The following is a 24,617-nucleotide window of genomic DNA, read 5'->3' as shown; positions in this document are numbered from 1 at the left end:
GGGTTATCACGTTACTCAGTTCGGGATTTGTGGCCATCTGGGGTCCCGACCCGGTGCGGAGTCCCTAATATTCTGCTTCGTGCGGGCCGGATCCGACCACGAACGGGATCGACGCTGCATCATCGACGCGGCCTACAGCTGTTTGTTCGAACCGCATACCGGCCCGATCCGGGTGTCGGACATCCTGCGCCGGGCCGGGGTGTCGAGCAGGGCCTTCTATCGGCACTTCGGCTCGAAAGACGACCTGTTCCTGGCGCTGTTGCAGCGGGAGTGCGATGCGCTCGCCGCCCGGGTGGATCGAATCGCCGAGCGGGCGGCGGGCAACCCGTCGGATCAGTTGGCGGCGTGGATCGGCGAGCTGTTCGACCTGTGCGCCGACCCGCAGCTTCGCATGCACGTGACCGTGATCGACTCCGACGAGGTGCGGGCGGCCGCCGGCTACCGCGCGATCCGGGAGCGCTCGCACGCCGACCGCGAACGCTCCCTGGTCGAGATCCTCGCCAGGGGACGGGTCGACGGCTCGTTCCCGCTGGCAGATCCGGAACTGGACGCGGTGGCGATCAGCGCGGCCGTCGGCCGGGTGCTGGCCTCCGAGGTGTTCAACGACCTGCCGGGACTCGAGAAGTCCCGGGCCCGCGTCGTCGGCTTCGCGCTGCGTGCGGTGGGTGCGGTCGACCCGGGCTGACGCCGGGCGATGGCGTCCGCGGCTGCCGGCGGTCTTCTCTCGACCCGTGCCGATCCGACCCCGAGGAGGTCCGCGCATGCCGGCCATCACACCGTCGCTGTGGTTCGACGACGATGTCGAGGACGCGATCTAGCGTTTTCCCCCGCTCGTCGGTCGAGACGCTCACGCGCTACCCCGACGCCAAGCCGGGTAGACCCGGACAGCTGGTGTCCGGGTCGTTCGTCCTGGACGGACAGCGGTTCATCGGTGTCAACGGTGGACCACAGTTCCCGTTCACCGAGGCGGTCTCGTTGACCGTGACCTGCAGCGACCAGGCCGAGGTCGACCGCTACCGGGACCGCCTGCTCGACGGCGGCCAGGGGTCGGGGTGGCCATGTTCGACGATCTGCACGGTCAGAACCGCTGCCCGCTCCGTTTCGTTGGCGCGTCAGATTTTGGTGATATACGGTTCTTCGGCGCGCCCCCGTGTGTAACGTCAGCGACACCCGAACGGGTCCAGGCACGGCCTCGGAGGGCCCAATGACGGTGAGGTGCAAACGAGGGGGGACCTGCTAGATGGTCGCTTCCGGCGTAATCGCCAAGCCCGTGCGCGCTTTCGGTGGGTTCTACTCGATGGCGCTCGACACGTTCGTGGGCCTGTTCAGTCTCCCCTTCGCGTGGCGTGAATTCATCTCCCAGTCATGGTTCGTCGCGCGGGTGTCGATTCTGCCGACGCTGTTGCTGACCATCCCGTACACCGTTCTGCTGACCTTCATCGAAACCATCCTGCTGACCGAGATCGGCGCGGCGGACTTCTCGGGTACCGGGGCCGCCCTCGGCACGGTGCGGCAGATCGGGCCGATCGTCACCGTTTTGGTGGTGGCCGGCGCCGGCGCCACGGCCATGTGCGCCGATCTCGGCGCGCGGACGATCCGTGAGGAACTCGACGCGCTGCGCGTGATGGGCATCAATCCCATCCACGCCCTTGTGGTCCCCCGGGTGCTGGCGGCCACCGTGGTGTCGTTGGCCTTGTCCGCCACCGTGATCCTGGTCGGCATCTCGGGCGCCTATTTCTTCGTGGTGTACATCCAGCACGTTTCACCCGGCGCGTTCGCGGCCGGGCTGACCCTCATCATCGGGGCCACCGACGTGGTGATCGCGCTGGTGAAGGCGGCGTTGTTCGGGCTCTCGGCCGGCCTGATCGCCTGCTACAAGGGGATTTCCGTACGCGGCGGCCCAGCCGGCGTCGGCAACGCGGTGAACGAGACGGTGGTGTTCACGTTCATGGCGCTGTTCGCCATCAACATCGTCGCGACCGCAGTAGCGATCAAGATCACGCTATGACCGTCTCGAAGCCCCACTCCCAGTTCCCCTGGCTGAAAGCCGGGTACCAGGCGGTGGCCGCTCCGTGGGTGCACATCGGGACGCAGACGAAGTTCTACGGCCGCACGCTGCGCTCCGTCGGGTACGTCTTCACCCACTACGGCGTCGAGTTGATCCGCATCATCGCCCAAATGGGCCTCGGAGCAGGGGCGCTGATTGTCATCGGCGGAACGGTCGCGATCGTCGGCTTCTTGACCGTGACCACCGGCGCACTGGTGGCGGTGCAGGGCTACAGCGATTTCTCCGAACTCGGCGTGGAGGCGCTCACCGGTTTCGTGTCGGCATACTTCAACGTGCGGCTGATCGCCCCGGCCACCACCGCCATCGCGTTGTCGGCCACGATCGGCGCCGGCGCCACCGCACAACTCGGCGCCATGCGGATCAACGAGGAGATCGACGCGCTAGAGGTGATGGGTATCCGCAGCATCGCGTTCCTCGCCTCCAGCCGGGTGATCGCCGGTTTCATCGTGGTGATCCCGCTGTACTGCGTGGGTGTGCTGATGGCCTTCTGGGCGGCGCGCTTCGGCACCACCGTGATCTACGGCCAGTCGACCGGTGTCTACGACCATTACTTCAAGACCTTCCTCAACCCCACCGACCTCATGTGGTCGTTCGGTCAGTGCATCGTGCTGGCCGTGATCATCATGCTCGTGCACACCTATTACGGCTACACCGCACGAGGCGGACCGGCGGGAGTGGGGGAGGCCGTCGGGCGCGCGGTGCGCACGTCGCTGATCGTCTCGGCGTTCGTCCTGGTGATGCTCTCCCTGGCCGTCTATGGCCAATCCGGCAACTTCAATCTGGCCGGGTGACCATGGAGCAACAGGAAGAAGGCCTGCACCCCGGTTGGTGGACACTGATCCTCCTGCTGGTCACCGTGGGCGCGCTGTGGCTGACCTATTCGTTGTTCATCGGCTCGTTCAGGTCGTATGAGGCGGTCACGTTGACCTCTGATCGCTCCGGCCTGGTGATGGAGACGAACGCAAAGGTCAAGCTGCGCGGCGTCGTGGTCGGGCGGGTGGCCGCGATCCAGGGTGGCAGCCAGCCGGTGGCGTTGACGCTGGAGATAGACACCGACAAGATCAAGCACATCCCGGCGAACGTCGAAGCCCAGATCCGGGCGACCACGGTGTTCGGCGCCAAGTTCGTCGACCTGGTGTATCCCAGCGATCCGGTGGGACAGCTTCAGGCCGGTCAGGTGATCGAATCAAGGAACGTCACGGTCGAGGCCAACACCGTGTTCCAGAACGTGGTCGACGTGATCAAGCGGATCGACGTGGCCAAGCTCAACAGCACATTGTCCGCGCTCGCCGACGGCGTCCGCGGGCAGGGCGAGCGGATAGGCCAGGCCACCACCGACGCGAACCAGGTTCTGCTCGAGCTGAATCCGCGCAACGAGACGATAGCCGAAGACTGGCGGGTGCTGAAGAACTTCAACGACACCTACAGCGCAGCGGCGCAGGACATCCTGCACACACTCGACGCGCTGAGCACGACCAGCACGACCATCACGAGCGGCGCCGACCAGCTGGATGCCCTGCTGCTGGCCACCATCGGGCTCTCCAACAGCGGCATCAGCCTGCTCGCGCCGAACCAGGCCAACCTGATCAGGGCCATCAACGTACTGGAGCCGACGACCAATCTGCTCTACAAGTACAGCCCGGAATACACCTGTCTGCTCGTCGGCGCGAAAACGCTGCTGGACACCGGCGGCTATGAAGCGCCGGGCGGTAACGGGCGGACACTCGTACTGGACACCGGACTGGCACTCGGGGACGACCCGTACCACTTTCCGGACCATCTGCCCGTCATCGGGGCCAAGGGCGGGCCGGGCGGCAAACCGGGGTGTGGCTCGCTGCCCGACGTGGCCAAGAACTGGCCGGTGCGGAACCTGGTCACCAACACCGGATTCGGCACCGGGATCGACTGGCGGCCCAATCCGGGCATCGGTTTCCCGGCCTGGGCCAACTACCTCCCGACGACCCGAGCGGTGCCGGAACCGCCGAGCATCCGCAACCTGTTCGGCGGGCCCGCGATCGGGCCGATTCCGTATCCGGGGGCCCCGGCCTATGGTGCGGACCTGTACGCGCCCGACGGCACCCCGCTGTGGCCGGGGCTACCACCCGCGCCGCCGCCGATGGCGCCGCGCGAACCCGGGTCGACGCCGGGCTCTGAGCCGTTCATCGTCGCGCACCCGGCGGATATGCAGCCCACCCCGTTACCGCCGGTCCCGTTGCCACGGGAGGCGGCGCCGTCACCATGACCGCCACCGAGTCACCATGACCGCCACCGAGAGGAGAGGTGCCCAGCCATGCCAGGCCTGAATGCCAGGGTTCGACACGACGCAGTGCGTCTTGCCGTGTTCCTGACTGTGTGCCTGCTGGGCGTGTTCGGCTTGTTCGCCGTCTTCGGGCAGATGCGGTTCGGGGAGAAGACCTACGGCTACAAGGCCCTGTTCTCCAACGTGACCGGGTTGGAGAACGGCGACTTCGTGCGCATCGCGGGTGTGGAGGTGGGAAAGGTCGACAACGTCGCGATTCAGCCCGACACCTCGGCGCTGGTCGAGTTCAGCGCCGACGAGTCGGTGGTGTTGACCGAAGGCAGCAGGGCGGTCATCCGCTACGACGACCTGATCGGCGGACGCTACCTCGCGCTGCAGGAAGGGACCGGCAGCACGGCGACTCTCCGGCCGGGCGAGACGATTCCGATGGCCCGCACCGTGCCGGCGCTCGACCTCGACGCGCTGATCGGCGGATTCCGGCCGTTGTTCCAGGCGTTGGATCCCGAGCAGGTGAACGCGCTGTCCGGACAGCTGATTCAAGCCTTGCAGGGCCAGGGCCCGACGATCAACTCGTTCCTGGCTCAGACCGCGGCGCTGACCAGCACGCTGGCCGACCGGGATCAGCTGATCGGCCAGGTCATCACCAACCTCAACGTGGTGCTCGGATCGCTGGGCGATCAGAACGACCAGTTCGCCAAGGCAATCGACGCGCTGGCCGGCCTGATGGAGACGCTCGAGTCCCGCAGAGAGGACCTGAGCAGCGGTCTGGCGTATACGAATGCAGCAGCCTCCAGCATCGCGGATCTGCTCGTGCAGGCACGTCCGCCGTTCGCCAAGACGACTCAGGAAACCGACCGCGCCGCGGGAATCGTGGTGGCAGACCACGAATACTTCGACAACCTGATCAACACGCTGCCGGACGCCTATCAAGCCCTAGCGCGGCAGGGCATCTACGGTGATTTCTTCAGCTTCTACCTGTGTGACATCGTGCTGAAACTCAACGGCAAGGGTGGACAGCCGGTCTACGTGAAGGTCGCGGGGCAGTCCACCGGGAGGTGCGCGCCGAGGTGAGGTCCTTCAGTGAACGCAATCAGCTCGTCATCGGAGCCGTCGGACTGGCGGTGACGGTCGCTATCGTGGCCGGGTCGCTGAACTACGACAGGCTGCCGTTCCTGCAGGGCAACAAGTACTCGGCCTACTTCGCCGAAGCGGGCGGACTGAAAACCGGTGAGGGCGTGCAGGTTTCCGGCTTCGAGGTCGGCGAGGTCAAGTCCATCGAGCTGGATGGACCGCACGCGCTCGTCACGTTCACCGTGGCCAGGGACATCCGGCTCGGTGATCGGACCGAGGCGGCGATCAAGACCAAGGGGCTGCTGGGCACCAAGATGCTCGAGATCACCCCGCGCGGTGAGGACGGACTGGATGGTCCGATTCCTCTGGAGCGCACCACGTCTCCGTATCAACTGCCCGACGCGCTGGGTGATCTCGCGACCACGATCAGCGGTCTGAACACCGATCAGTTGTCGGACTCGCTCCGGGTGTTGGCGGACACGTTCGCCGACACTCCGCCGCAGCTGCGGGTGGCGGTCGACAACGTCGCGCGGTTCTCCCAGACACTCAACGAACGCGATGCCGAGTTGCGCAACCTGTTGGGCAACGCCGACAAGGCGACGACGGTGCTGGCCGAGCGCAGCAACCAGATCGTGGGCCTGGTCTCGAACAGCAACTCACTGCTGGCCGAGCTGCGGAACCAGAGCGCCGCACTGGATCAGATCTCCGGCAGCATCTCGGCGCTGAGCGAACAACTGCTGGGTTTCATCGCGGAGAATCGCGAAACCCTCAAACCTGCGCTGGACAAGCTCAACGGTGTGCTGACGATCCTCGACAACCGCAAGGAACGCCTGCAGAAATCGATCAACCTGCTGCAGCAGTACTCGATGTCGCTCGGTGAATCGGTGTCCTCGGGCCCGTTCTTCAAGACCTACGTCGCCAACCTGTTGCCGGGACAGTTCCTGCAGCCGTTCATCGACGCCGCATTCTCCGACCTCGGTGTGGACCCCAGTGTCCTGCTGCCGTCGGAGCGCACCGATCCGCAGGTCGGTCAACCGGGCACGCCGGCGTTGCCCGTGCCCTATCCGCGGACCGGGCAGGGCGGTGAACCGCGTCTGACCGTTCCCGACGCCATCACCGGCAACCCCGGCGACCAGGCGTGCGGGCCACCCGGTCTGCCGTTGCCCGGCCCCGGCTGCTACCCGTATCGCGAACCGCTGCCGGCGCCGCCGCCCGGCGGGCCGCCGCCGGGACCACCCGCCGAGGCGCCCCCCGGCCTGCAGTCGACGCCGCTACCGACGCCGTTGCCGCTGCTGGTCCCCGCCCCCGGTGAGACGCCCCACCTCGGCTCCGCGGAGGACGGACAATGACACGTTCCGCGCGGATCTTCCTGGGTCTTGCCCTCGCCGTGATACTGGTGGCCGGGGTGGTCGTGCTGTTGCGCACCACCGAGTCGATCAACCGCACACACGTCGTGGCGTACTTCGAGAACAGCAACGGCATCTATGCAGGCGACGACATCAGCATCGTCGGGGTGCCCGTGGGCAAGATCGAATCCATCGAGCCGCAGCCCATGTCGGTCAAGATCTCCTTCTGGTACGACAGCAAGTACGACGTTCCGGCCGACGCCAAGGCGGCGATCCTGTCGCCGACCCTGGTCACGGCGCGGACGATTCAGCTCACCCCCGCCTACACCGGCGGGCCGGTGATGGAGGACGACGCCGTCATCCCACGGGAACGCACGGCGGTCCCGGTGGAATGGGACCAGGTCCGCCAGCAACTGGCGGTGCTTGCCGACACACTGCAGCCGACCGAACCCGGCGGCGTCAGCCCCCTCGGTTCGGCCATCAACACCACGGCCGACAACCTGCGCGGCGAGGGCGCCAACATCCGTGACGCCGTCATCAAGCTGTCCCAAGCGGTTTCGGCGCTGGGAGATCGCAGCACCAACATCTTCTCCACGGTCAAGAACCTGGCCATCCTGGTGTCCGCGCTGCAGGACAGCACCGACGTCATGCGTCAGCTGAACCAGAACCTCGCATCCGTGACCGGGCTGCTCGCCGACGATCCCGGCGAGGTGGCCGGCGCGGTCCGCGACCTCGACAGAGTGGTCGGAGAGGTCCAGACGTTCGTGGCCGAGAACCGGGAGTCGCTGGGCACCACATCGGACAAGTTGGCCGGGGTGACCCAGGCGCTGACCGACAGCCTCGGCGACGTGAAGCAGTTCCTGCACGTGGCGCCCAACACGCTGCAGAACTACGTCAACATCTGGCAGCCCGCCCAGGGCGCGATCAGCAGCGTGCCGATGATCAACAACTTCGCCGATCCGATCTCCTTCCTGTGCGGCGCCGTCCAGGCCGCCTCACGCCTGGGTGCCGAAGAATCGGCGAAGTTGTGCGTGCAGTACCTGGCGCCGATCATCAAGAACCGCCAGTACAACTTCCTGCCGCTGGCGAACAACGTCTTCGTCGGAGCCAGCACCCGACCGAACGAACTCACCTACAGTGAGGATTGGCTGCGTCCGGATTACATTCCACCGCAACCAGTTCCGTCGGCAGGCCCGCAACCGGCCCCGTCGGCAGGTCCACCACCGGCCGCCGGCGCGCCGCTCCCGCCGAGCACGGGTCCACTGTTGCCGGCCGAGGCGATGCCCCCCGCCGTGCCCCCTGCCACGCCGAATCCGGCTGACGGTTTGCAGGGACTGATGGTGCCGGCCGGGCCCACGGGTGAGCCGGGGAGCGTGGGGCCATGATGCGCGTCAAGGTGTTCCGCGCGGCGACCGTCGCGGTGGTGCTGGCCGGGCTGCTGAGCGGGTGTTCCGGTTGGCGGGGGCTGAACTCCATTCCGCTGCCCGGCGTCGAGGGCACGGGCCCGGGGGCGTTCACCATCCAGGCGCAGATGCCGGACGTGGACAACATCGAGCCGAACTCCCGGGTCCGGGTCGCGGACGTCAATGTGGGCCACGTCAGGAAGATCGAACGCCAGGGTTGGCATGCGTTGGTGACCATGCAGCTCGACGGTGACGTCGAGCTGCCGGCGAACGCGACGGCCACGCTCGGTCAAACCAGTCTGTTGGGCTCCCTGCACATCGAGCTGGCACCGCCCACCGACGTCGCGCCCGAGGGCAAGCTGCACGAAGGATCGTTGATCCCGTTGTCGTCGTCAGCGGCATACCCGAGCACCGAGCAGGCGCTCGCCGCGGTGGCCATGCTGCTCAACGGTGGCGGCCTCGGCGAGGTTCAGGACATCACCCAGGCGTTGAGCGTCGCGTTCGCCGGACGCGAAGGTGATCTGCGCAGCCTGATCGAACAGCTCGACAAGGCGATCGGGTACCTCGACGATCAGAAGACCGACATCATCGCCGCGACGGAGAGCCTGAACAACCTGGTCGGGCAGATCGCCGAGCAGAAGCCCGTGGTGGACAGGGCGTTGCAGACGATCCCCGATGCGCTGGCCGTGCTCAGAGATCAGCGCAACAACCTCGCCGACGCGCTGACTCAACTGGGTAGGTTCAGCGCACTGGCCGCCGACTCGGTCAACCAGACCAAGGAGGCGTTGGTCGCCGAACTCGAAGACCTCGGAACGGTCCTGGAGAAATTGGCCGACGCCGGTCCTGCGCTGACCCGCGCGCTGAGCTTCCTGCCCACCTTCCCGTTCCCCAAGGAGACGCTCACCAACTGGATGCGCGGCGATTACGCCAACCTGACGCTGATCCTCGACCTGACGCTGAGCAGGATCGACTCCGGTTTCTTCACCGGAAGCCGCTGGGAGTGCGACCTGACCTGGCTGGAACTGCAGTGGGGCCGCACCATCGGCCAGTTCCCCAACCCGTGCATCGCGGGCGGCCCGGGCACCGCAGGCAACCCGTTGGTCGCTCCGTACCGCTTCGATCAGGGGCCTTAAGCCATGCGTCTGACACGTCGAATCCTCATCCAGATGGCGATCTTCATCGTCATAGCGGCGACCGCGCTGTCGATCATGGTCTTCGCCTACATGCGGCTGCCCGCGCTACTCGGCGCCGGGCAGTACCGGGTGACGGTGGAGCTGCCCGAGGCGGGCGGGTTGTACCAGAGGGGCAATGTCACCTATCGCGGCGTGGAGGTCGGCGAGGTGAAAAGCGTCGAGCTGACCGACACCGGTGTCGCGGCGGTCCTGTCGCTGAATAACGACGTCCCCATCCCCGCCGACGTCGACGCCGAGGTGCACAGCGTGTCCTCCGTCGGCGAGCAGTACGTCCAGCTGCTGCCCCGCAGCGGCGACGGCCCCGTGTTGAAGAACGGTGATGTGATACCGGTGGACCGCACGACGGTTCCGATGGACATCAACACCGTGTTGGACGCCACCAATCGCGGGCTGGAGGCGATACCGCAGGAAAACCTGCAGACCGTCGTCGACGAGGCCTACGTCGCGGTCGGCGGGCTGGGGCCGGACCTGCGTCGGCTGGTCAGCGGAAGCGCCACACTCGCAATCGACGCCCGCGCGAACCTGGACTCCTTGATCACCCTGGTCGACGAATCCAAACCGGTGCTCGATTCGCAGACTGAGACCGGGGACTCGATCCAGGCGTGGGCCCGGAATCTGGCGAACATCACCGGTCAGCTGCAGAGCCAGGACGCGGCTGTCGGCGGTCTTCTCGACAAGGGTCCGGGGGCCGCCGACGAAGTGCGGGCGCTTTTCGACCGGTTGCAGCCGACACTGCCGATCGTGCTGGCCAACCTGGTCAGCGTCGGCGAGGTGGCGGTCACCTACCAACCGAGCCTGGAGCAGCTGCTGGTGCTCTTACCGCAGGGCACCGCGGTCACCCAGGCCGTCGGCGTGCACAAGCGGAACACGAAGCAGGACTACATGGGCGATGCCCTGGTCTTCAACTTGAACCTGGCGATCCCGCTGTTGCCGGCACCGATACCGCTGCCACCGCAGCAGCTGCCGCCGCCCTGCACCACCGGGTTCCTGCCGGCTCAGCAGCGGCGGGTGCCGACGTTCGAGGACTATCCGGACAGGCCGCTGGGCAATCTGTACTGCCGGGTTCCGCAGGATTCCCCGTTCAATGTCCGCGGCGCACGCAACCTGCCCTGCGTGACCGTGCCGGGCAAACGCGCTCCGACCTGGCAGGAATGTGAGAGCGGCGAGGTCTACGTGCCGTTGAACGACGGATACAACTGGAAGGGCGACCCCAACGCGACGGCATCGGGGCAAGCGGTGCCGGACGTGCCCCCGGACATCCCACCTGCAGAATCAGTCCCTCCGCCGGCTCCACCACCGTCTCCGGTGGCGGCCGCTGAATACGATCCGGCGAGCGGCACGTACGTTGGACCGGACGGGCGTGTGTACACACAGGCCAACCTGGCGCCCGGTGCCGCAGAGGAGCAAACATGGCAGACGATGCTGCTGCCCCCGAAGGGGAATTGACGGAGCCGGACTCGGCAGCCGAGGAGACCTCGTCGGGCGGCGTCGAACCCGAGTCGAGCGCAGTCGAGCCTGCGGGCGTCGAGGATGCGCACCCGGCCGGCGAAATCGAGGACTCGGACGACGGAGAGGCCACCGAGGCCGTCGCTGAGACCGAGGACGCTGAGATCGAGTCCGACGAGACCGGGTCCGACGAGACCGGGTCCGACGAGACCGAGGACGCCGATCACGGGCGCGCCCCGATGTCGCACGTCAAGCTCGCGCTGATCGCCGGTCTGGTGGCGGTGCTGGCCCTGGCGGGCCTGACCGGCTGGCTGGGATTCCGCACCTACGAGTCGAATCGCGCCGAGGCGCAGCGCAACCTGTTCCTCCAGGTGGGCCGGCAGGGCGCGCTGAACCTCACGACGATCAGCTTCGAGACCGCCGACGCCGACGTGCAGCGCATCCTCGACTCCGCGACCGGCACGTTCTATGACGATTTCCAGCAGCGCGCCGAGCCGTTCGTGGAGGTGGTCAAGCAGGCCCAGTCCAAGTCGGAGGGCACGATCTCGGAGGCCGGTCTGGAATCGTCGAGCGACGACGAGGCCCAGGTGCTCGTCGCGGTCAGCGTGCGCACGTCGAACGCCGGTGCGCCCGACCAGGCGCCGCGGGCGTGGCGGATGCGGCTTCTGGTGCAGAAGGTGGATGACGGAGCCAAGGTGGCCAATGTGGAGTTCGTGCCGTGAGCAGTGAGAAGACCGAGACCGTGGACGAGACCGGCGCCGTGGACGACGACACCACAGACCCGAAGGACGTCGAAGACACCGGCACCGAAGACGCCGCAACCGACGACACCGCAGACTCGAAGGACGTCGAGGACACGGTCGTCGACGACGAGAAGCCGGCCGACGACACCGCAGAGTCCACCGACGGCGCCGAGTCCACCGAGGAGGCCGAGTCCACCGACGGGGCCGCGGACGCCGAGTCCACCGCGGACGCCGAGGACGCGGCCGCCGAGACCGGCAAGGCCAAGCGCCGGATCGAATGGAAGCGGGTCGTCGCGTTCGGTCTGTTGCCGGCGCTGGCGCTGGTGCTCGCGCTCGGTGCCGGTTTCCTCAAGTGGCGGGACAACACGGTCCGCGACAGCGAGCTGGCTGCGGCGGCGTCGGTGCAGGCCGCCAAGGACAGCACGATCGCGCTGCTGTCGTATGAGCCCGGCACCGTCGAGCAGCAGCTCGGTGCGGCGCGCGACCTGCTGACAGGCGAGTTCCGCGACGACTACACCTCGCTGACCACCGATGTGGTGATCCCGGGTGCCAAGGAGAAGCAGATCTCCGCGGTCGCCTCGGTGCCCGCGGCGGCGTCGGTGTCGGCGGACCCGGACCACGCCGTCGTGCTGCTGTTCGTCAACCAGACGGTGACCGTCGGGGGGGACGCGCCGACCGACACCGCATCCAGCGTCCGGGTCACCCTGGACAAGGTCGACGGCCGCTGGCTGATCTCGGAGTTCGACCCGGTCTGACCGCCCGTCAGGTCCTGGTGCGGCCCGGATGGCTACGCGCAAGTATCGGTAGCAGGAGCCATCGGGGTGCGAGCCGGTACAGCAGCGCGGCGACCCGGTTCGGCGCTCCGGGCACGATCACCGTCGCGCCGCGGGCCAGGCCCTCGACCGCGGTGCGGGCGACGTCGCCGGCCTGCTCCCACAGGAACTTCGGCAGCAGCTTCTCGGCTTCCTCGTCGGGGATGCCGGCCGCCTCGCCGAACCCGGTGCGGACCGGCCCCGGACACAACGTCGCCGCAGTCACCCCGGTGCCGCGCAGTTCCTCGCCCATGGCCTGGGTGTAGGACAGCACGAACGCCTTGGCCGCCCCATAGGACGCCTGCCAGGGCACCGGACCGAACGCCCCGACCGAGGCCACGTTGAGGACCGCGCCGCGGCCACGCGAAACCATGCCGGGGACGAACCGGCCGCAGAGGTCGACCACCGCGGCGACGTCCACCTCGACCAGGCGCAGTTCGGCGGCGGGGTCTACCGAGGCCACCGCACCCAGGTTGGCCAACCCGGCGTTGTTGACCAGCACGTCGACGGTCAGGCCCAGCCCGGCCACCCGGTCGGCCAGCCCGGCGCGCTGCGCCGGGTCGGCGAGGTCGGCGGCCAGCACGTCGGCCCGGCGCAGCGACGTGGCCAGCGCATCGAGGAGTTCGGCTCGCCGGGCCACCAGGATCACCCGATATCCGCGGCGGGCGAACTCCCGGGCGATCTGCTCGCCGATGCCCGAGGACGCGCCGGTGACGAGGACCGCTCCGGTGTCGGACACGGGCGGCAGCGCCATGAGGCAGAGCCTAACGTGGGAGCCATGACGCGCCGGCTCGCGGTGGTCGACGCCCAGATGTACTGGATGTCACGCGCCATTCCCAACGACCAGTTCCTGGTGTACGGCTTCGGCGACGGGTCGGCCGATCTCGAGCCTGCCCTGCGCGATGTCGCCGAACGAGCCCGCGCATGCCCGGAACTGCGACTGCGGATCTCCGATACCGACCCGTTGAGCTATCCGGAGTGGCGGCCCTGCGAGGTCGATGCCGACCGCTTCACCGTGCACGAGCTGTCCGACCCCACGTGGCAGGCCTGTCTGGACGCCGTCATCGCGCTGGCCGGCCATCAGCTCGACCCGCGGGTGATGCCGTGGCGGGTGCATGTGTTCCCGGGCGCCGGCGGTCCGCCGGGAGCGAGATGCAGCGTGGTGGCGGTGCTGCAGATCTCCCACGCGCTCGGCGACGGGCAGCGGTCCTCGGCGCTGGCGGCCCTGCTGTTCGGCCGGGCGGCCGCGGTCCCGCCGGTGCCGGCACCGGCGCATCCGGCGTGGGCGCTGCCGTGGCGCGCGTTCCGGGCGGCCCGGGCGCACCGTGCACTGGTACGTGACACCGGTGCCGGACTGGTTCCCGCCCAGGCGGTTTCGCGGCCCGCGCTGCGCAGCAACGCGCAGCCGATCGGCCGGCGCGCAAGCCGGACGGTGATCCGCGGGCGGCACCGGACATCGGGCGCGACGGTGACCGTCGACGTGCTGGCCGCGGTGTCGGAAGCACTGGCCGGCCATCTGGGTGACCTCGGCGAGGATGCTGCGCTGCTCGGTGCCGAGGTACCGATGGCCAAGGCCGGAACACGCAGGGCCAACAACCATTTCGGCAACGTCGGCATCGGCTTGCACCCCGAGCTGGCGGTGGACCGCCGGCGGGCGGCGATCGAAGCCGAGCTGCATCGGCGTCGTCGCCGCGCGACCCACCCGGCGATGCGTGCCGAGAGCGCGGCCTTCGCCTCGGTTCCGGCCCCGCTGTTGCGCTGGGGCGTCCGGCAATTCGATGCCACCCTCCGATCGGACACCGTCATCGGCAACACCGTGGTGTCCAGCGTGGACCGCGGCCCGAAGGATCTGCACTTCGGCGGGGCCGCAGTGGTTTTCACCGCCGGGTTGCCCGGCCTGTCGCCGATGATGGGGCTGACCCACGGAGTGCACGGCATCGGCGACACGGTCGCGATCAGCGTGCACGCGGCCGAGTCGGCGATCGGCGATATCGACGCCTATGTCGATCGTCTCGACGCGGCGCTCGGGCGCTAGCCGCCGTCGGCTTGAGCGTCGGTCAGCGCCTTCTGCAGTGACCGCACGGCGGCGTCGCGGTCATCGCCCATGCCCACCAGGGTGTCGAGAATCAGCGGGCCCACGATCTGGGTCAGCCCATGGCCTTCGTGGCCGAAGAAGCCCGCCATCTCCAGCAGCACCGCGCCGTGGTTGATGCTCCACAGTCGGCCCGCCACCGCCAGTTCGTCGTCTGTTCGGATGCGGCCCGCCGCCATCATGCGGTGCACACCGCGGCGCAGTGCATCGAACGATTCGGCCCACTCGGTCCGGTTGGTCGCGCTACCGGTGACGGTCAGGTCCGCGCGGAACCGTGCGATCGACGGCGGCGACGCGGCGCCGAACATCAGCTGGTAGCGCTGGGGGTTGTCCAGCGCGAAGCGGCGATAGGCCAGCCCCATCGCGATGAAGTCCGCCACCGGATCGTCGGTGTCGGGGATCTCGGTGAGTGCCCGGGTGAATCGGACGAACACGTCGACGGCGATGGCGTCGAGCAGGCCCGTCATTCCGCCGAAGTGGGTGTAGACCGCCATCGTCGAGGTGCCCGCCTCGGTGGCGACGTTGCGGGCGCTCAGCGCCGCAACCCCGTCGCGCTCCAGGATCGCCACCCCGGCCTCGGTCAATGTGTCGCGCGCGCCGGTCATGCTTGCCATCCTGCCATAACGGTGTTATACCTAACCGGATATAACGTTGTTATAGGGGTGCCAATGGACAATCGCTATCTCGAGGGGGCATTCGCGCCGCTCTCCGAGGAATTCACGCTGACCGACCTCGAGGTGACCGGGAACATCCCCGACCACCTCGACGGGCGATACCTGCGCAACGGCCCCAACCCGGTCGGTGAGATCGACCCGGAGCTCTATCACTGGTTTCTCGGCGACGGCATGGTGCACGGTGTGCGCATCCGCGACGGTCGGGCCGAGTGGTACCGCAACCGGTGGGTGCGCGGCCCGCAGACGGCGCGGGCACTGGGTGAGCGCAGTCCGGTCGGCGACGTCGGCGCGCTCCCGATCGGGGCGAACACCAATGTGATCGGCCACGCCGGCAAGACGCTCGCGCTCATCGAGGGCGGCGCGACCAGCTACGAGCTGACCGACGAGCTCGACACCGTCGGGATCTGCGATTTCGACGGGACACTGGCCGGCGGGTACACCGCTCATCCCAAACGGGATCCCGACACCGGTGAGCTGCACGCGGTGTCCTACAGCATGTTGCGCGGCAACACCGTGCAGTACTCGGTGATCGGCACCGACGGACGGGCGCGGCGGACCGTCGACATCGAGGTGGCCGGTAGCCCGATGATGCATGACTTCTCGCTCACCGAGAAGCACGTGATGATCTACGACCTGCCGGTCACCTTCGACGCCCGCGAGGCGGCGACGATGGCCGTGCCGCCCGCACTGCGCCTGCCGGTGCGGCTGATGCTGTCTGCACTGATCGGCCGAGTCCGGATCCCCGACCCGATCACCGCGCGCAGGCCGGTGGGCTCGTCGACCGACCGGCGGTTGCCGTACTCGTGGAACCCGCGTCATCCGGCGCGGGTGGGGGTGATGCCGCGCAACGGTGGCAACGCCGACGTGCGGTGGTTCGACGTCGAGCCGTGCTACGTCTTTCATCCGATGAACGCCTACGAAGACAGCGACACCATCGTGCTGGACGTGGTGCGGCATCCGAAGATGTTCGACACCGATCACCTGGGCCCCAACGAGGGGCCGGCGACGTTGGATCGCTGGACGGTGGACCTGGCCGACGGCAAGATCCGCGAATCCCGGATCGACGACCGTGGACAGGAGTTCCCCCGGGTCGACGAGCGCCTGGTCGGCAAGCAGCACCGGTTCGGCTACACGCCATCCTTCGACGGCGGCGACTCCACCGACACGCTGATCAAGCACGACCTCGTCGGCGACGCGTCGATCACCCGTCGCTTCGGCGCCGACAAGGCGCTGGGCGAATTCGTCTTCCACCCGTCTGCCGACGATGCCGTCGAGGATGACGGCGTGCTGATGGGTTTCGTCTACGACCGGCCGACCGACCGCAGCGAGTTGGCGATCCTGGACGCCCAGACCCTCCAGGACGTCGCGAGGATCAAGCTTCCGCACCGCGTTCCGGCCGGATTCCACGGCAACTGGGTGCCCGCCGGCTAGCTGCGCGAGGGGGCTGGGCGGCCGCCGCGTGACAGATGGCCTAGATTCTGTTGCATGACTGCCTACGACGTTGGAGTGCTCATCCTGCGGGTCGTGCTGGGCCTGACGATGGCCGCCCACGGCTACAACAAGTTCTTCGGCAAGGGTGGCCTCAAGGGCACCGCCGGCTGGTTCGACAGCATGGGCATGAAGCCCGGGATGTTCCACGCCCGGATCGCGGCGACCACTGAGATGGCCGCCGGCCTCGGGCTGGCGGTGGGTCTGCTGACCCCGATCCCGGCTGCCGGTTTCGTCGCATTGATGCTGGTCGCCGCGTGGACGGTGCACAAGCCCAACGGCTTCTTCATCGTCAAGGAGGGCTGGGAGTACAACCTGGTGCTGGCGGCTTCGGCCGTCGGCATCGCCACCATCGGGGCGGGCAAGCTCAGCCTGGACTACCTGCTGTTCTCCGGTACCGGCTTCTACGACCTGCTGCACGGTTGGTGGGGCCTGGTCATCTCGGCCGTACTGGGCCTGGCCGGCGGCATCGGTCAGCTGGTGATCTTCTACCGTCCGCCGGCCAAGACCGGCGCTTAGCGGTACCTAGCCGCGCGTCGTCGGGCGGGACCGTGCGCCAGTGTGCGGTTTCGTCCGCGGCACGCCGTGGCGAGGGCTATACGAGGGTATAAGAGCGCACACTGGCGGCGCGCTGTCCCAGTGGGTGTGGTTCTGCCTCGGCGTAACTGGAACGCGTTCTAGTCTGGCGGGCATGGGGTTTCTCGAGCAGGATGCTCCCGTCGTCGACTACGCCGAATGGAGCAAGGGGACCCGCGCCGAGAAGATCGTCCCGATGGCCCGGCACTGGGCCGAGGTGGGCTTCGGCACGCCGGTCGTCCTGCACCTGTTCTACGTCGTCAAGGTCCTGCTGTACGTGCTCGGCGCCTGGCTGGTGGTGCTGACCACCGCCGGGATCGATGGGTTCACCAACGTCGCTGGTTGGTATGCCGAGCCGATCGTCTACCAGAAGGTCGTGTTCTACACGATGCTGTTCGAGGTCGTCGGCCTCGGCTGCGGGTTCGGGCCGCTGAACAACCGGTTCTTCCCGCCGATGGGGTCGATCCTGTACTGGCTGCGGCCCAAGACGATCCGGCTGCCGCCCTGGCCGAACCGGGTGCCGCTGACCGCGGGTGACGAACGCACCCCGTTCGACGTGGCGCTGTATGCGGCGTTGCTGGTGGCGTTGCTGGTGGCACTCTTCTCCGATGGCACCGGGCCCATCCCCGAGATCGGCTCGCGGGTGGGTGTGCTGCCGGTGTGGCAGACCGTCGCGATCCTGGCCGTCCTCGCGGTGGCCGGGCTGCGCGACAAGGTGATTTTCCTGGCCGCCCGCGGCGAGGTCTACGGCTCGCTGGCGGTCGCCTTCCTGTTCACCGGTGCCGACATCGTCATCGCCGCCAAGCTGGTCTGCCTGGTGATCTGGCTGGGTGCCGCGACGTCGAAGCTCAACAAGCACTTCCCGTTCGTCATCTCGACGATGATGAGCAACAACCCGGTGTTCCGGCCGCGCTGGATCAAACGCAGGTTCTTCGAGCATTTTCCCGACGACCTGCGGCCGGGTCGGGCGTCGCGGTGGTTGGCGCACTTCTCCACCGCCGTCGAAGGGCTGGTGCCGCTGGTGCTGTTCTTCTCCCACGGCGGCTGGCCCACCTACCTGGCCGCGTTCGTCATGCTGTGCTTCCACTTCGGCATCCTGTCGTCGATCCCGATGGGGGTGCCGCTGGAGTGGAACGTCTTCATGATGTTCAGCGTGCTCGCGCTGTTCGTCGGCCACGCCGGCATCGGTCTCGGTGATCTGGGCAGCCCCTGGCCGATCGTGCTCTTCGCCGTGGTCGCGGGCACCGTCGTGATCGGAAACCTGTTCCCGCGCCGGGTGTCCTTCCTGCCCGGCATGCGGTACTACGCCGGCAATTGGGACACCTCGCTGTGGTGCATCAAGCCCTCCGCCGAGGCGAAGATCGCCGCGGGCATCGTCGCGATCGCCAGCATGCCCGCCGCCCAGATGGAGAAGTTCTACGGCAGCAAGGAGACCGCGGAGATGTACCAGTACATGGGATACGCGTTCCGGTCCTTCAACACGCACGGCCGGGCCATGTTCACCCTCGCCCACCGCGCGATGGCCGGCTCAGGCCAGATTGCCGGCTCAGCCGGCTCAGGTCAGATTGCCGGCTCAGCCGGCTCAGGCGACGAGGAGGACTACGTGCTCACCGACGGCGAGCGGATCTGCAGCACGGCGATCGGCTGGAACTTCGGTGACGGGCACATGCACAACGAGCAACTGATCACCGCCCTGCAGAAGCGCTGCCATTTCGAGCCGGGAGAGGTCCGGGTGCTGCTGCTCGACGCGCAGCCCATCCACCGGCAGCGCCAGGAATACCGTCTCGTCGACGCCGCGACCGGTGAGTTCGAACGCGGCTACGTGATGGTCGCCGACATGGTGACCCGCCAGCCCTGGGACGACACCGTGCCGGTGCACGTGACGTGGTCGGCGTCGGTCAGCCCATGACGTCGCGGACCTTGACGGTGTCCAATCCGGTCAGCAGCAGTTCGCGGGCGGTGTCGAGGTGCCTGCGCCAATGTGCTTCGGCGCCACTGGCGTCCCCGGCCCGCAGCAACTGCATCAGCTTGCGGTAGGACCGCATCAGCGTGTCGTAGTCGGACTTCGACACCGGTCGCCGCTCGTTGAACAGAAACTCGTTGTGGCGCACCGTGATCTCGTGCAGCATCCCCGCGATGATGCTCAACGTCGCGTTGCCGGACAGCTCGACGACCCGGCGGTGGAACTCGCCCGTGGTCTCGGCCAGCTGGCCCGACTGCCAGCCGGCGGCGATGAGTTCCTCCAGCATCGTCTCCAGCTCGGCGAAGGCCGCCTCGTTGCCGGACTCGGCGAGCAGCCGGGCGGCCCTCGGTTCGATGCCCGACCGGGCCGTCATCACGTCGGCGATGGTCGCCCCGGACAGCTCGAGCAGCAGGGCGGCCGGGCGGGCGACGATCTCGGGTCCGGGGACCCGTACCCTCGCCCCGGTGCGCGATCCGCGGCGCACTTCCACCAGGCGCTCAGACTCCAGCACCCGGACGGCCTCCCGCAACGTCGGCCGGCTGACTCCGAAGTGGGTCATCAGCTCGGCCTCGTTGGGCAGGAAGTCACCGTCTTTGAGTTGCCCGTCGACGATCATCCGGCGCAACGTCCCGGCCACCAGCTCGGCGGTCTTCGGGGAGCGCACGGCCGTGCGGGAGGCGCCGGCGCTCGGGCCGATCATCGGTGCCAGCGGGGTGTTTCGGGCCACGGCACCTCCTTGGAATGATCGAGCCGGTCTGCCCGACCGTCGTTTAGCTGTGCAACTCAGTAAACCATGTGAGATTGCCGCAACCCGGCCAGATGGTATCAATGCAGGTCGGCGCGGCGCCGCGCATCGCCGGCGACGCCGGGCTACCGGCTGACGAATCCTTTGTTGCGCATCAGGGCATCGGCCAAGAAGCCGTCGTGCGGGATCTGCGGCGTGCTGTGGTGGGTGGCGACGTCGCCGCGGTAGACGTTGGCCACCGTCGGGTCGTGCACCATTCGGTCGAGCAGCTGCTCGTCGGAGGTGATCGCGGTGATCACCAGGCTGTGCCGCAGCGGCGCCAGGCCGTCCGCGCGCGACCACGGCGCCACCCAGACGCACGGGAACGGCAGTTCGGCCCCCAGGATCCGGGGGTCGGGCCGCTCGAGCAGGTGCACCGCGGGGCGTAGTGCCGCATATCCGTCGCCGAGGTCGGCGACGACCCGGTCGGCGCCGAGCAGTGGGGTGGTGCCCACGGCCGTGGCGCCCAGGTATGCGGCGATGGCACGGGCGTTGTCGATCGGGGCGGTCGGCAGCGCCGCACCAGGGTCGGTGTTGGGCAGTGCCGGCAGCGTGTCGAGCCGGTCGGCCAGTGCCCGGGCCAGCGGCGCCGGGTCGCCCTCGTAGAGCACCGCGGTGGCGTTGACGCAGGCCATCCCGGCCAGCGAGGCGACGGAGTCGACCACCACGTCGAGGTGGTCGCGCCAGTCCTGTTCGGCGGTGATCAGGATCTTGCTGCGGCCGGGCCCGTTGACGAACACGGTCGGGTCCTGCGCGTATCGCTCGGCGACGTCGGTCCCGCCGTACACCAGGGCCAGGTCGGCCGCGCGGACCAGGTCGTCGGCGCCGGTGTGACCCGACGGCAGATAGAGGGCGTCGACGTCGCGAAATCCGGCCCGCCGCAGGGCGGTCACCACCCGGTGGGCGGTCAGCGGCTCGCGGCGGGACGGCCGGACCGCGACCCGGTAACCCAGCGCGAGCGCCTGCGGCCACAGGCCGTGCACCCCGGGGGCGTTGCCCGGCGCGTGCACGGCGAGCACTTCCCCGCGCCGTGCCCACACGCCGCCGCCGGGCTGATCGCGCCAGTCGAGCGTCACCCCGGCGGGCAGCGCGGCGCGTACCGCGTCGAAGGCCGTCGCCAGCGACTCCGCCACGACCTCGGCGCCTGCGCGCGCCACCGGCAGCGGCAGCCCGGAGGCCCGGCAGGTCAGATCCACGTAGCCGGCGAGGTCGAGCCCCGCGATCCGCGTCGAGGAGAAGATCTCGGCCGCACGGGTCAGCGCGGCCGCCCGCTCGGTGATCGGCAGTGGTGCGGCCCGGCGCTGTGCGGCCACCGATCTGGTGACGTAGAGCCGCGGCACCACGGCCAGGTCGACCAACGGGGTACCGCGCGGGTCGGTCACGAGTTCGCGGGTGCGCGTGCGGTATTCGCCGTCCGGGCCGAGTGCGTCGACGACGGGGACGCCGGCCACGGTCAGTACACGCCCTCGATCACCGGCGCCCCGTCGAACACCGCGACCGGCGCCACCTCGCTGACCGAGTCGCCGATCTGTCCGGCCGGGCCGGGCATCCGGATCGCGGTGTCGCGCTCCAGATTGTTGGGGATGAACATGCCCTTGCTGAGGTGGTTCATCACCACCCGGCCCCGCTCGCCGTAGTCGACCTGCCGTCCGGTGTCGGGGTCGACGACCCAGAACACCACATAGGGCGAGCGCGGGTCGAAGATCAGCGCGTCGCCGTGGATGCGGGTGGCGGCCTGGGACAGGATCATCGTGCTGCCGAACGCGACGGCGATGTCCGCCCCGGGAAAGATGCCGCGGAACAGGTCCATGGTGTCGGCGTCGACGTGCGCCCCGCTGAGCAGGATGTAGCGGATCCGGCGGTTGACCAGGGCGGTGAGCTCGTCGTCGCCGGCGATCGCCTCCAGCAGCGGCGGGGTGGCGTGCAGGTTGGCCACCGTCTGGGTGCGCAGGATGTCGCGGGCCTGGTCGAGCACGTGTCCGACGTAGTCCGCGATCGTCGCGACGGCCGCGGCGTCGCCGCGTAGCGCCAGCTTCTTCACCCACCGCGGGTCGAGGTCGATCGCGTGGAACACCGACCCGAGGCGCTCGGCCACCGCGCGGTCGAAGTGCCCGACACCGTGTGGGCCGCCGGGCATCATGCACAGCAGTCCGGCGCCGGCCACGAACCCGCCCGCGGTGAAGTCCTCGACCTGCCAGCGCGTCACCTGCTCGAGCCAATCGGGCAACTGGGCGGTGCGCTTCGCGGCGCCGGTCGTGCCGCCCGATTCGAAGACCCGGGGGACCGGCGGCGGGCTGCCGTACCCACGGGGCACGAGGTCCTCGACGGGGGCGTCGCGCAGCTCGTCGACCAGATTGGGGAACCGGCGCAGGTCGTCGTAGCTTCGGATGTCGGTGATCGGATCGAAGCCGAGCCTTGGCGCTGCGCGCAGCCAGAACGGCGAGCCGGTGTCCTCGCTGAAGTGCCAGGCCAGGACCGCCTCCAGGTAGGCCTGTGCGGCCGGCGGGTGCGTGCGGGGAACGTCGAGCAGACGATCGGATGGATCGGTGGACGACTCCATCCGGTCATCTTGACGCAGCCCCGCGGGCCGGGTCGTCGCCGCCGGTGAGCGTCAGTTTTCCGGTCGGTGAATTCGTGGGGGCGCCCGCAGTCACCGTCTACCAACCAGTAGGTTGACCTAGTAAACCTTGTTCTATTACGTTCGGGGTACACGACACGTCGAAGGAGAACTCCCATGGCTGAAGCCGTCATCGTCGAGGCTGTCCGCTCACCGGTCGGCAAGCGCAACGGCGGATTGTCGGGTGTACACCCGGCCGAGCTGTCGGCGCAGGTGCTCAACGGTCTGGTGGAACGGGCCGGGGTGGACCCGGCGCTGGTCGACGACGTCATCTGGGGCTGCGTCATGCAGGCCGGCGAGCAGGCACTCGACATCGGCCGCACCGCGCTGCTGACCGCCGGCTGGCCCGAGTCGGTGCCCGGCGTGACCGTGGACCGGCAGTGCGGTTCCAGCCAGCAGTCGGTGCACTTCGCGGCCGCGGGTGTGGTGGCCGGCCACTACGACGTCGTCGTCGCCGGTGGCGTCGAGTCGATGTCGCGCACCCCGATGGGCTCCTCGCTGGCCAACGGCGGCAACCCGTATTCGGCGGGGTTCAAGAACCGCTACAGCCAGACCCCCAACCAGGGCATCGGCGCGGAGATGATCGCCGAGCAGTGGGGCCTGGATCGCACCATGCTCGACCAGTTCTCCCTCGACTCGCACGAAAAGGCTGGCGCGGCACAGGATTCCGGCGCGTTCGACGATCAGATCGTGGCGATCAAGGATGCCGAAGGCGGCACGGTGCTCAAGGACGAGGGCATCCGCCGTGGCACCACGCTGGAGAAGATGGGCCAGCTCAAGCCGGCGTTCAAGGAGGACGGCGTGATCCACGCCGGCAACTCCAGCCAGATCTCCGACGGCTCGGCGGCGCTGCTGTTCATGTCCGCTGACAAGGCCAGGGAACTGGGTCTCAAGCCGCTGGCCAGGGTGCACACCGCGGTGCTCGCGGGCGCCGATCCGGTCATCATGCTGACCGCTCCGATCCCGGCCACCCAGAAGGCGCTCAAGCGTTCCGGCCTGACCATCGACCAGATCGGAGCGTTCGAGGTCAACGAGGCCTTCGCCCCGGTGCCCATGGCGTGGCTGAAGGACATCGGCGCCGATGAGAAGAAGCTCAACCCCAACGGCGGGGCGATCGCATTGGGTCACCCGTTGGGCGGCTCCGGCGCCCGCATCATGACGACGCTGCTGTACCACATGCGCGACAACGGAATTCAGTACGGGCTGCAGACGATGTGCGAGGGTGGCGGCCAGGCCAACGCCACCATCCTGGAGCTGCTGTGACCGAACTGGCTGACGTGGCCCCCGGCGCCCTCGTCGAGCGCCGGGGCAACGTCATGGTCATCACGATCAACCGGCCGGAGGCCCGCAACGCCATCAACTCCTCGGTGTCCATCGCACTCGGCGATGCGCTGGAGGAGGCGCAGCACGATCCCGAGGTCCGGGTCGTCGTGGTCACCGGCTCGGGGAACAAATCCTTCTGCGCCGGAGCCGATCTCAAGGCGCTGTCGCGGGGCGAGAACATCGGTCATCCCGATCGGCCCAAGTGGGGGTTCGCCGGGTATGTGCGGCATTTCATCGACAAGCCGACGATCGCCGCGGTCAACGGCACCGCGCTGGGCGGCGGTACCGAGCTGGCGCTGGCCAGCGACCTCGTCGTTGCCGGTGAGAGCGCGAAATTCGGTCTGCCCGAGGTGAAACGGGGTCTGATCGCGGCGGCCGGCGGTGTTTTCCGGCTCGTCGAGCAGATCCCGCGCAAGGTCGCGTTGGAGATGATGTTCACCGGTGAGCCGATCACCTCGGCCGACGCGCTGAAGTGGGGCCTGATCAACCAGGTTGTGCCGGACGGGACCGAACTCGACGCCGCGCTGGCCCTGGCCGAACGGATCACCGTCAACGCGCCACTGGCGGTGCAGGCCAGCAAGCGCGTCGCCGTCGGCGCCGACGACGCCGTGGTCGCCGCCGACGAGCCGGGCTGGACACGCACGATGCGCGAAGTGGCGGTGGTGTTCAGCTCCGAGGATGCCAAAGAGGGGCCGTTGGCGTTCGCGCAGAAGCGCCCGCCGGTGTGGAAAGCCCGGTAAGCCAAGTAGGCCAAGACA

General features: G+C 68.4%; 22 protein-coding genes and 1 pseudogene. 18 read left to right on the top strand and 5 right to left on the bottom strand.

Annotated elements, in window-relative coordinates; translation table 11 throughout:
- Positions 1–79: 79 nt before the first annotated feature.
- From JDV09_RS15220 to JDV09_RS27295, 12 genes and pseudogenes are all read left to right on the top strand, one after another.
- The gene (locus tag JDV09_RS15220; RefSeq protein WP_221369974.1) at positions 80–685 is read left to right on the top strand and encodes a TetR/AcrR family transcriptional regulator; all 606 of its coding nucleotides are present in this window, start codon (positions 80–82) and stop codon (positions 683–685) included.
- A 76-nt stretch (positions 686–761) separates the two neighbouring features.
- Positions 762–1,056: pseudogene (locus JDV09_RS15215) on the top strand (VOC family protein); the annotation flags it as partial.
- Positions 1,057–1,240: 184 nt separating this feature from the next.
- Positions 1,241–2,008 (top strand): MlaE family ABC transporter permease, encoded by a 768-nt coding sequence (locus JDV09_RS15210; protein WP_221369973.1) that lies wholly within the window; start codon positions 1,241–1,243, stop codon positions 2,006–2,008.
- Complete coding sequence (locus JDV09_RS15205) at positions 2,005–2,859, top strand: ABC transporter permease (protein ID WP_221369972.1); 855 nt, start codon at positions 2,005–2,007, stop codon at positions 2,857–2,859. The genes JDV09_RS15210 and JDV09_RS15205 overlap by 4 nt, the downstream gene beginning before the upstream one ends.
- A 2-nt stretch (positions 2,860–2,861) precedes the next feature.
- Positions 2,862–4,310, top strand: coding sequence for an MCE family protein (locus JDV09_RS15200; protein WP_221370068.1), 1,449 nt, complete (start codon positions 2,862–2,864; stop codon positions 4,308–4,310).
- 48 nt (positions 4,311–4,358) lie between these two features.
- A complete protein-coding gene (locus JDV09_RS15195) occupies positions 4,359–5,399 on the top strand; it encodes a virulence factor Mce family protein (protein ID WP_372452931.1) in 1,041 nt (346 codons plus the stop codon).
- Entirely contained in the window at positions 5,396–6,748 is a 1,353-nt protein-coding gene (locus JDV09_RS15190; RefSeq protein ID WP_221369971.1) for an MCE family protein, read from the top strand. Before JDV09_RS15195 ends, JDV09_RS15190 begins: the two co-directional genes overlap by 4 nt.
- Complete coding sequence (locus tag JDV09_RS15185; protein ID WP_221369970.1) at positions 6,745–8,130, top strand: MCE family protein; 1,386 nt, start codon at positions 6,745–6,747, stop codon at positions 8,128–8,130. The genes JDV09_RS15190 and JDV09_RS15185 overlap by 4 nt, the downstream gene beginning before the upstream one ends.
- Complete coding sequence (locus tag JDV09_RS15180) at positions 8,127–9,281, top strand: virulence factor Mce family protein (protein ID WP_372452930.1); 1,155 nt, start codon at positions 8,127–8,129, stop codon at positions 9,279–9,281. The genes JDV09_RS15185 and JDV09_RS15180 overlap by 4 nt, the downstream gene beginning before the upstream one ends.
- Positions 9,282–9,284: 3 nt before the next feature.
- Positions 9,285–10,787 carry an MCE family protein gene (locus JDV09_RS15175; RefSeq protein ID WP_221369969.1) on the top strand — a complete coding sequence of 501 codons (1,503 nt, stop codon included), beginning with the start codon at positions 9,285–9,287 and terminating at the stop codon, positions 10,785–10,787.
- Positions 10,751–11,509 (top strand): Rv1363c family protein, encoded by a 759-nt coding sequence (locus JDV09_RS15170; RefSeq protein WP_221369968.1) that lies wholly within the window; start codon positions 10,751–10,753, stop codon positions 11,507–11,509. The genes JDV09_RS15175 and JDV09_RS15170 overlap by 37 nt, the downstream gene beginning before the upstream one ends.
- Positions 11,506–12,285: an Rv1363c family protein gene (locus tag JDV09_RS27295; protein ID WP_221369967.1), complete on the top strand. Its 780-nt coding sequence runs from the start codon at positions 11,506–11,508 to the stop codon at positions 12,283–12,285. Before JDV09_RS15170 ends, JDV09_RS27295 begins: the two co-directional genes overlap by 4 nt.
- A gap of 7 nt (positions 12,286–12,292) precedes the next feature.
- Here the strand turns inward: JDV09_RS27295 and JDV09_RS15160 are convergent, their stop codons facing one another.
- Entirely contained in the window at positions 12,293–13,096 is an 804-nt protein-coding gene (locus JDV09_RS15160; protein ID WP_221369966.1) for an SDR family NAD(P)-dependent oxidoreductase, read from the bottom strand.
- A gap of 24 nt (positions 13,097–13,120) precedes the next feature.
- Here JDV09_RS15160 and JDV09_RS15155 point away from each other — a divergent pair, with 24 nt between their 5' ends.
- The gene (locus JDV09_RS15155; protein ID WP_221369965.1) at positions 13,121–14,377 is read left to right on the top strand and encodes a WS/DGAT domain-containing protein; all 1,257 of its coding nucleotides are present in this window, start codon (positions 13,121–13,123) and stop codon (positions 14,375–14,377) included.
- Here JDV09_RS15155 and JDV09_RS15150 read toward each other — a convergent pair.
- Positions 14,374–15,039 (bottom strand): TetR/AcrR family transcriptional regulator, encoded by a 666-nt coding sequence (locus JDV09_RS15150; protein ID WP_221369964.1) that lies wholly within the window; start codon positions 15,037–15,039, stop codon positions 14,374–14,376. The genes JDV09_RS15155 and JDV09_RS15150 overlap by 4 nt on opposite strands.
- A 63-nt stretch (positions 15,040–15,102) precedes the next feature.
- On the opposite strand from JDV09_RS15150, the gene JDV09_RS15145 reads away from it, so the two are divergent.
- The 3 genes from JDV09_RS15145 (at position 15,103) to JDV09_RS15135 (ending at position 19,081) form a co-directional block, all read left to right on the top strand.
- Positions 15,103–16,539 (top strand): carotenoid oxygenase family protein, encoded by a 1,437-nt coding sequence (locus JDV09_RS15145; RefSeq protein WP_221369963.1) that lies wholly within the window; start codon positions 15,103–15,105, stop codon positions 16,537–16,539.
- Between the two features lie 54 nt (positions 16,540–16,593).
- Entirely contained in the window at positions 16,594–17,115 is a 522-nt protein-coding gene (locus tag JDV09_RS15140) for a DoxX family protein (RefSeq protein ID WP_221369962.1), read from the top strand.
- A 172-nt stretch (positions 17,116–17,287) separates the two neighbouring features.
- Positions 17,288–19,081 carry a DUF3556 domain-containing protein gene (locus tag JDV09_RS15135; RefSeq protein WP_221369961.1) on the top strand — a complete coding sequence of 598 codons (1,794 nt, stop codon included), beginning with the start codon at positions 17,288–17,290 and terminating at the stop codon, positions 19,079–19,081.
- Here JDV09_RS15135 and JDV09_RS15130 read toward each other — a convergent pair.
- The 3 genes from JDV09_RS15130 to JDV09_RS15120 form a co-directional block, all read right to left on the bottom strand.
- The gene (locus tag JDV09_RS15130; protein ID WP_221369960.1) at positions 19,071–19,862 is read right to left on the bottom strand and encodes a FadR/GntR family transcriptional regulator; all 792 of its coding nucleotides are present in this window, start codon (positions 19,860–19,862) and stop codon (positions 19,071–19,073) included. The genes JDV09_RS15135 and JDV09_RS15130 overlap by 11 nt on opposite strands.
- A 143-nt stretch (positions 19,863–20,005) precedes the next feature.
- A complete protein-coding gene (locus JDV09_RS15125) occupies positions 20,006–21,370 on the bottom strand; it encodes an aldehyde dehydrogenase family protein (RefSeq protein WP_221369959.1) in 1,365 nt (454 codons plus the stop codon).
- A gap of 2 nt (positions 21,371–21,372) precedes the next feature.
- Positions 21,373–22,479 (bottom strand): phenylacetate--CoA ligase family protein, encoded by a 1,107-nt coding sequence (locus JDV09_RS15120; RefSeq protein ID WP_221369958.1) that lies wholly within the window; start codon positions 22,477–22,479, stop codon positions 21,373–21,375.
- A gap of 174 nt (positions 22,480–22,653) precedes the next feature.
- Here JDV09_RS15120 and JDV09_RS15115 point away from each other — a divergent pair, with 174 nt between their 5' ends.
- Entirely contained in the window at positions 22,654–23,799 is a 1,146-nt protein-coding gene (locus tag JDV09_RS15115) for a thiolase family protein (RefSeq protein ID WP_221369957.1), read from the top strand.
- 5 nt (positions 23,800–23,804) lie between these two features.
- Entirely contained in the window at positions 23,805–24,599 is a 795-nt protein-coding gene (locus JDV09_RS15110) for a crotonase/enoyl-CoA hydratase family protein (protein WP_255605424.1), read from the top strand.
- Positions 24,600–24,617 lie beyond the last annotated feature (18 nt).

Origin of the sequence: Mycolicibacterium xanthum (assembly GCF_019710635.1) — a bacterium.
Taxonomy (GTDB): Bacteria; Actinomycetota; Actinomycetes; order Mycobacteriales; family Mycobacteriaceae; genus Mycobacterium; species Mycobacterium xanthum.
Note: the sequence above shows the minus strand (reverse complement) of the source record. Positions and strands in the feature narration are given on the sequence as shown.

Bases quoted from the DNA above. Each gene is read 5' to 3' on its own strand.
- JDV09_RS15150 (WP_221369964.1), bottom strand. From the start codon at position 15,039: ATGACCGGCGCGCGCGACACATTGACCGAGGCCGGGGTGGCGATCCTG.
- JDV09_RS15185 (WP_221369970.1), top strand. From the start codon at position 6,745: ATGACACGTTCCGCGCGGATCTTCCTGGGTCTTGCCCTCGCCGTGATA.
- JDV09_RS15140 (WP_221369962.1), top strand. From the start codon at position 16,594: ATGACTGCCTACGACGTTGGAGTGCTCATCCTGCGGGTCGTGCTGGGC.
- JDV09_RS15160 (WP_221369966.1), bottom strand. From the start codon at position 13,096: ATGGCGCTGCCGCCCGTGTCCGACACCGGAGCGGTCCTCGTCACCGGC.
- JDV09_RS15170 (WP_221369968.1), top strand. From the start codon at position 10,751: ATGGCAGACGATGCTGCTGCCCCCGAAGGGGAATTGACGGAGCCGGAC.
- JDV09_RS15210 (WP_221369973.1), top strand. From the start codon at position 1,241: ATGGTCGCTTCCGGCGTAATCGCCAAGCCCGTGCGCGCTTTCGGTGGG.
- JDV09_RS15120 (WP_221369958.1), bottom strand. From the start codon at position 22,479: ATGGAGTCGTCCACCGATCCATCCGATCGTCTGCTCGACGTTCCCCGC.
- JDV09_RS15180 (WP_372452930.1), top strand. From the start codon at position 8,127: ATGATGCGCGTCAAGGTGTTCCGCGCGGCGACCGTCGCGGTGGTGCTG.
- JDV09_RS15195 (WP_372452931.1), top strand. From the start codon at position 4,359: ATGCCAGGCCTGAATGCCAGGGTTCGACACGACGCAGTGCGTCTTGCC.
- JDV09_RS15115 (WP_221369957.1), top strand. From the start codon at position 22,654: ATGGCTGAAGCCGTCATCGTCGAGGCTGTCCGCTCACCGGTCGGCAAG.
- JDV09_RS15155 (WP_221369965.1), top strand. From the start codon at position 13,121: ATGACGCGCCGGCTCGCGGTGGTCGACGCCCAGATGTACTGGATGTCA.
- JDV09_RS15135 (WP_221369961.1), top strand. From the start codon at position 17,288: ATGGGGTTTCTCGAGCAGGATGCTCCCGTCGTCGACTACGCCGAATGG.
- JDV09_RS15145 (WP_221369963.1), top strand. From the start codon at position 15,103: ATGGACAATCGCTATCTCGAGGGGGCATTCGCGCCGCTCTCCGAGGAA.
- JDV09_RS15200 (WP_221370068.1), top strand. From the start codon at position 2,862: ATGGAGCAACAGGAAGAAGGCCTGCACCCCGGTTGGTGGACACTGATC.
- JDV09_RS15175 (WP_221369969.1), top strand. From the start codon at position 9,285: ATGCGTCTGACACGTCGAATCCTCATCCAGATGGCGATCTTCATCGTC.
- JDV09_RS15205 (WP_221369972.1), top strand. From the start codon at position 2,005: ATGACCGTCTCGAAGCCCCACTCCCAGTTCCCCTGGCTGAAAGCCGGG.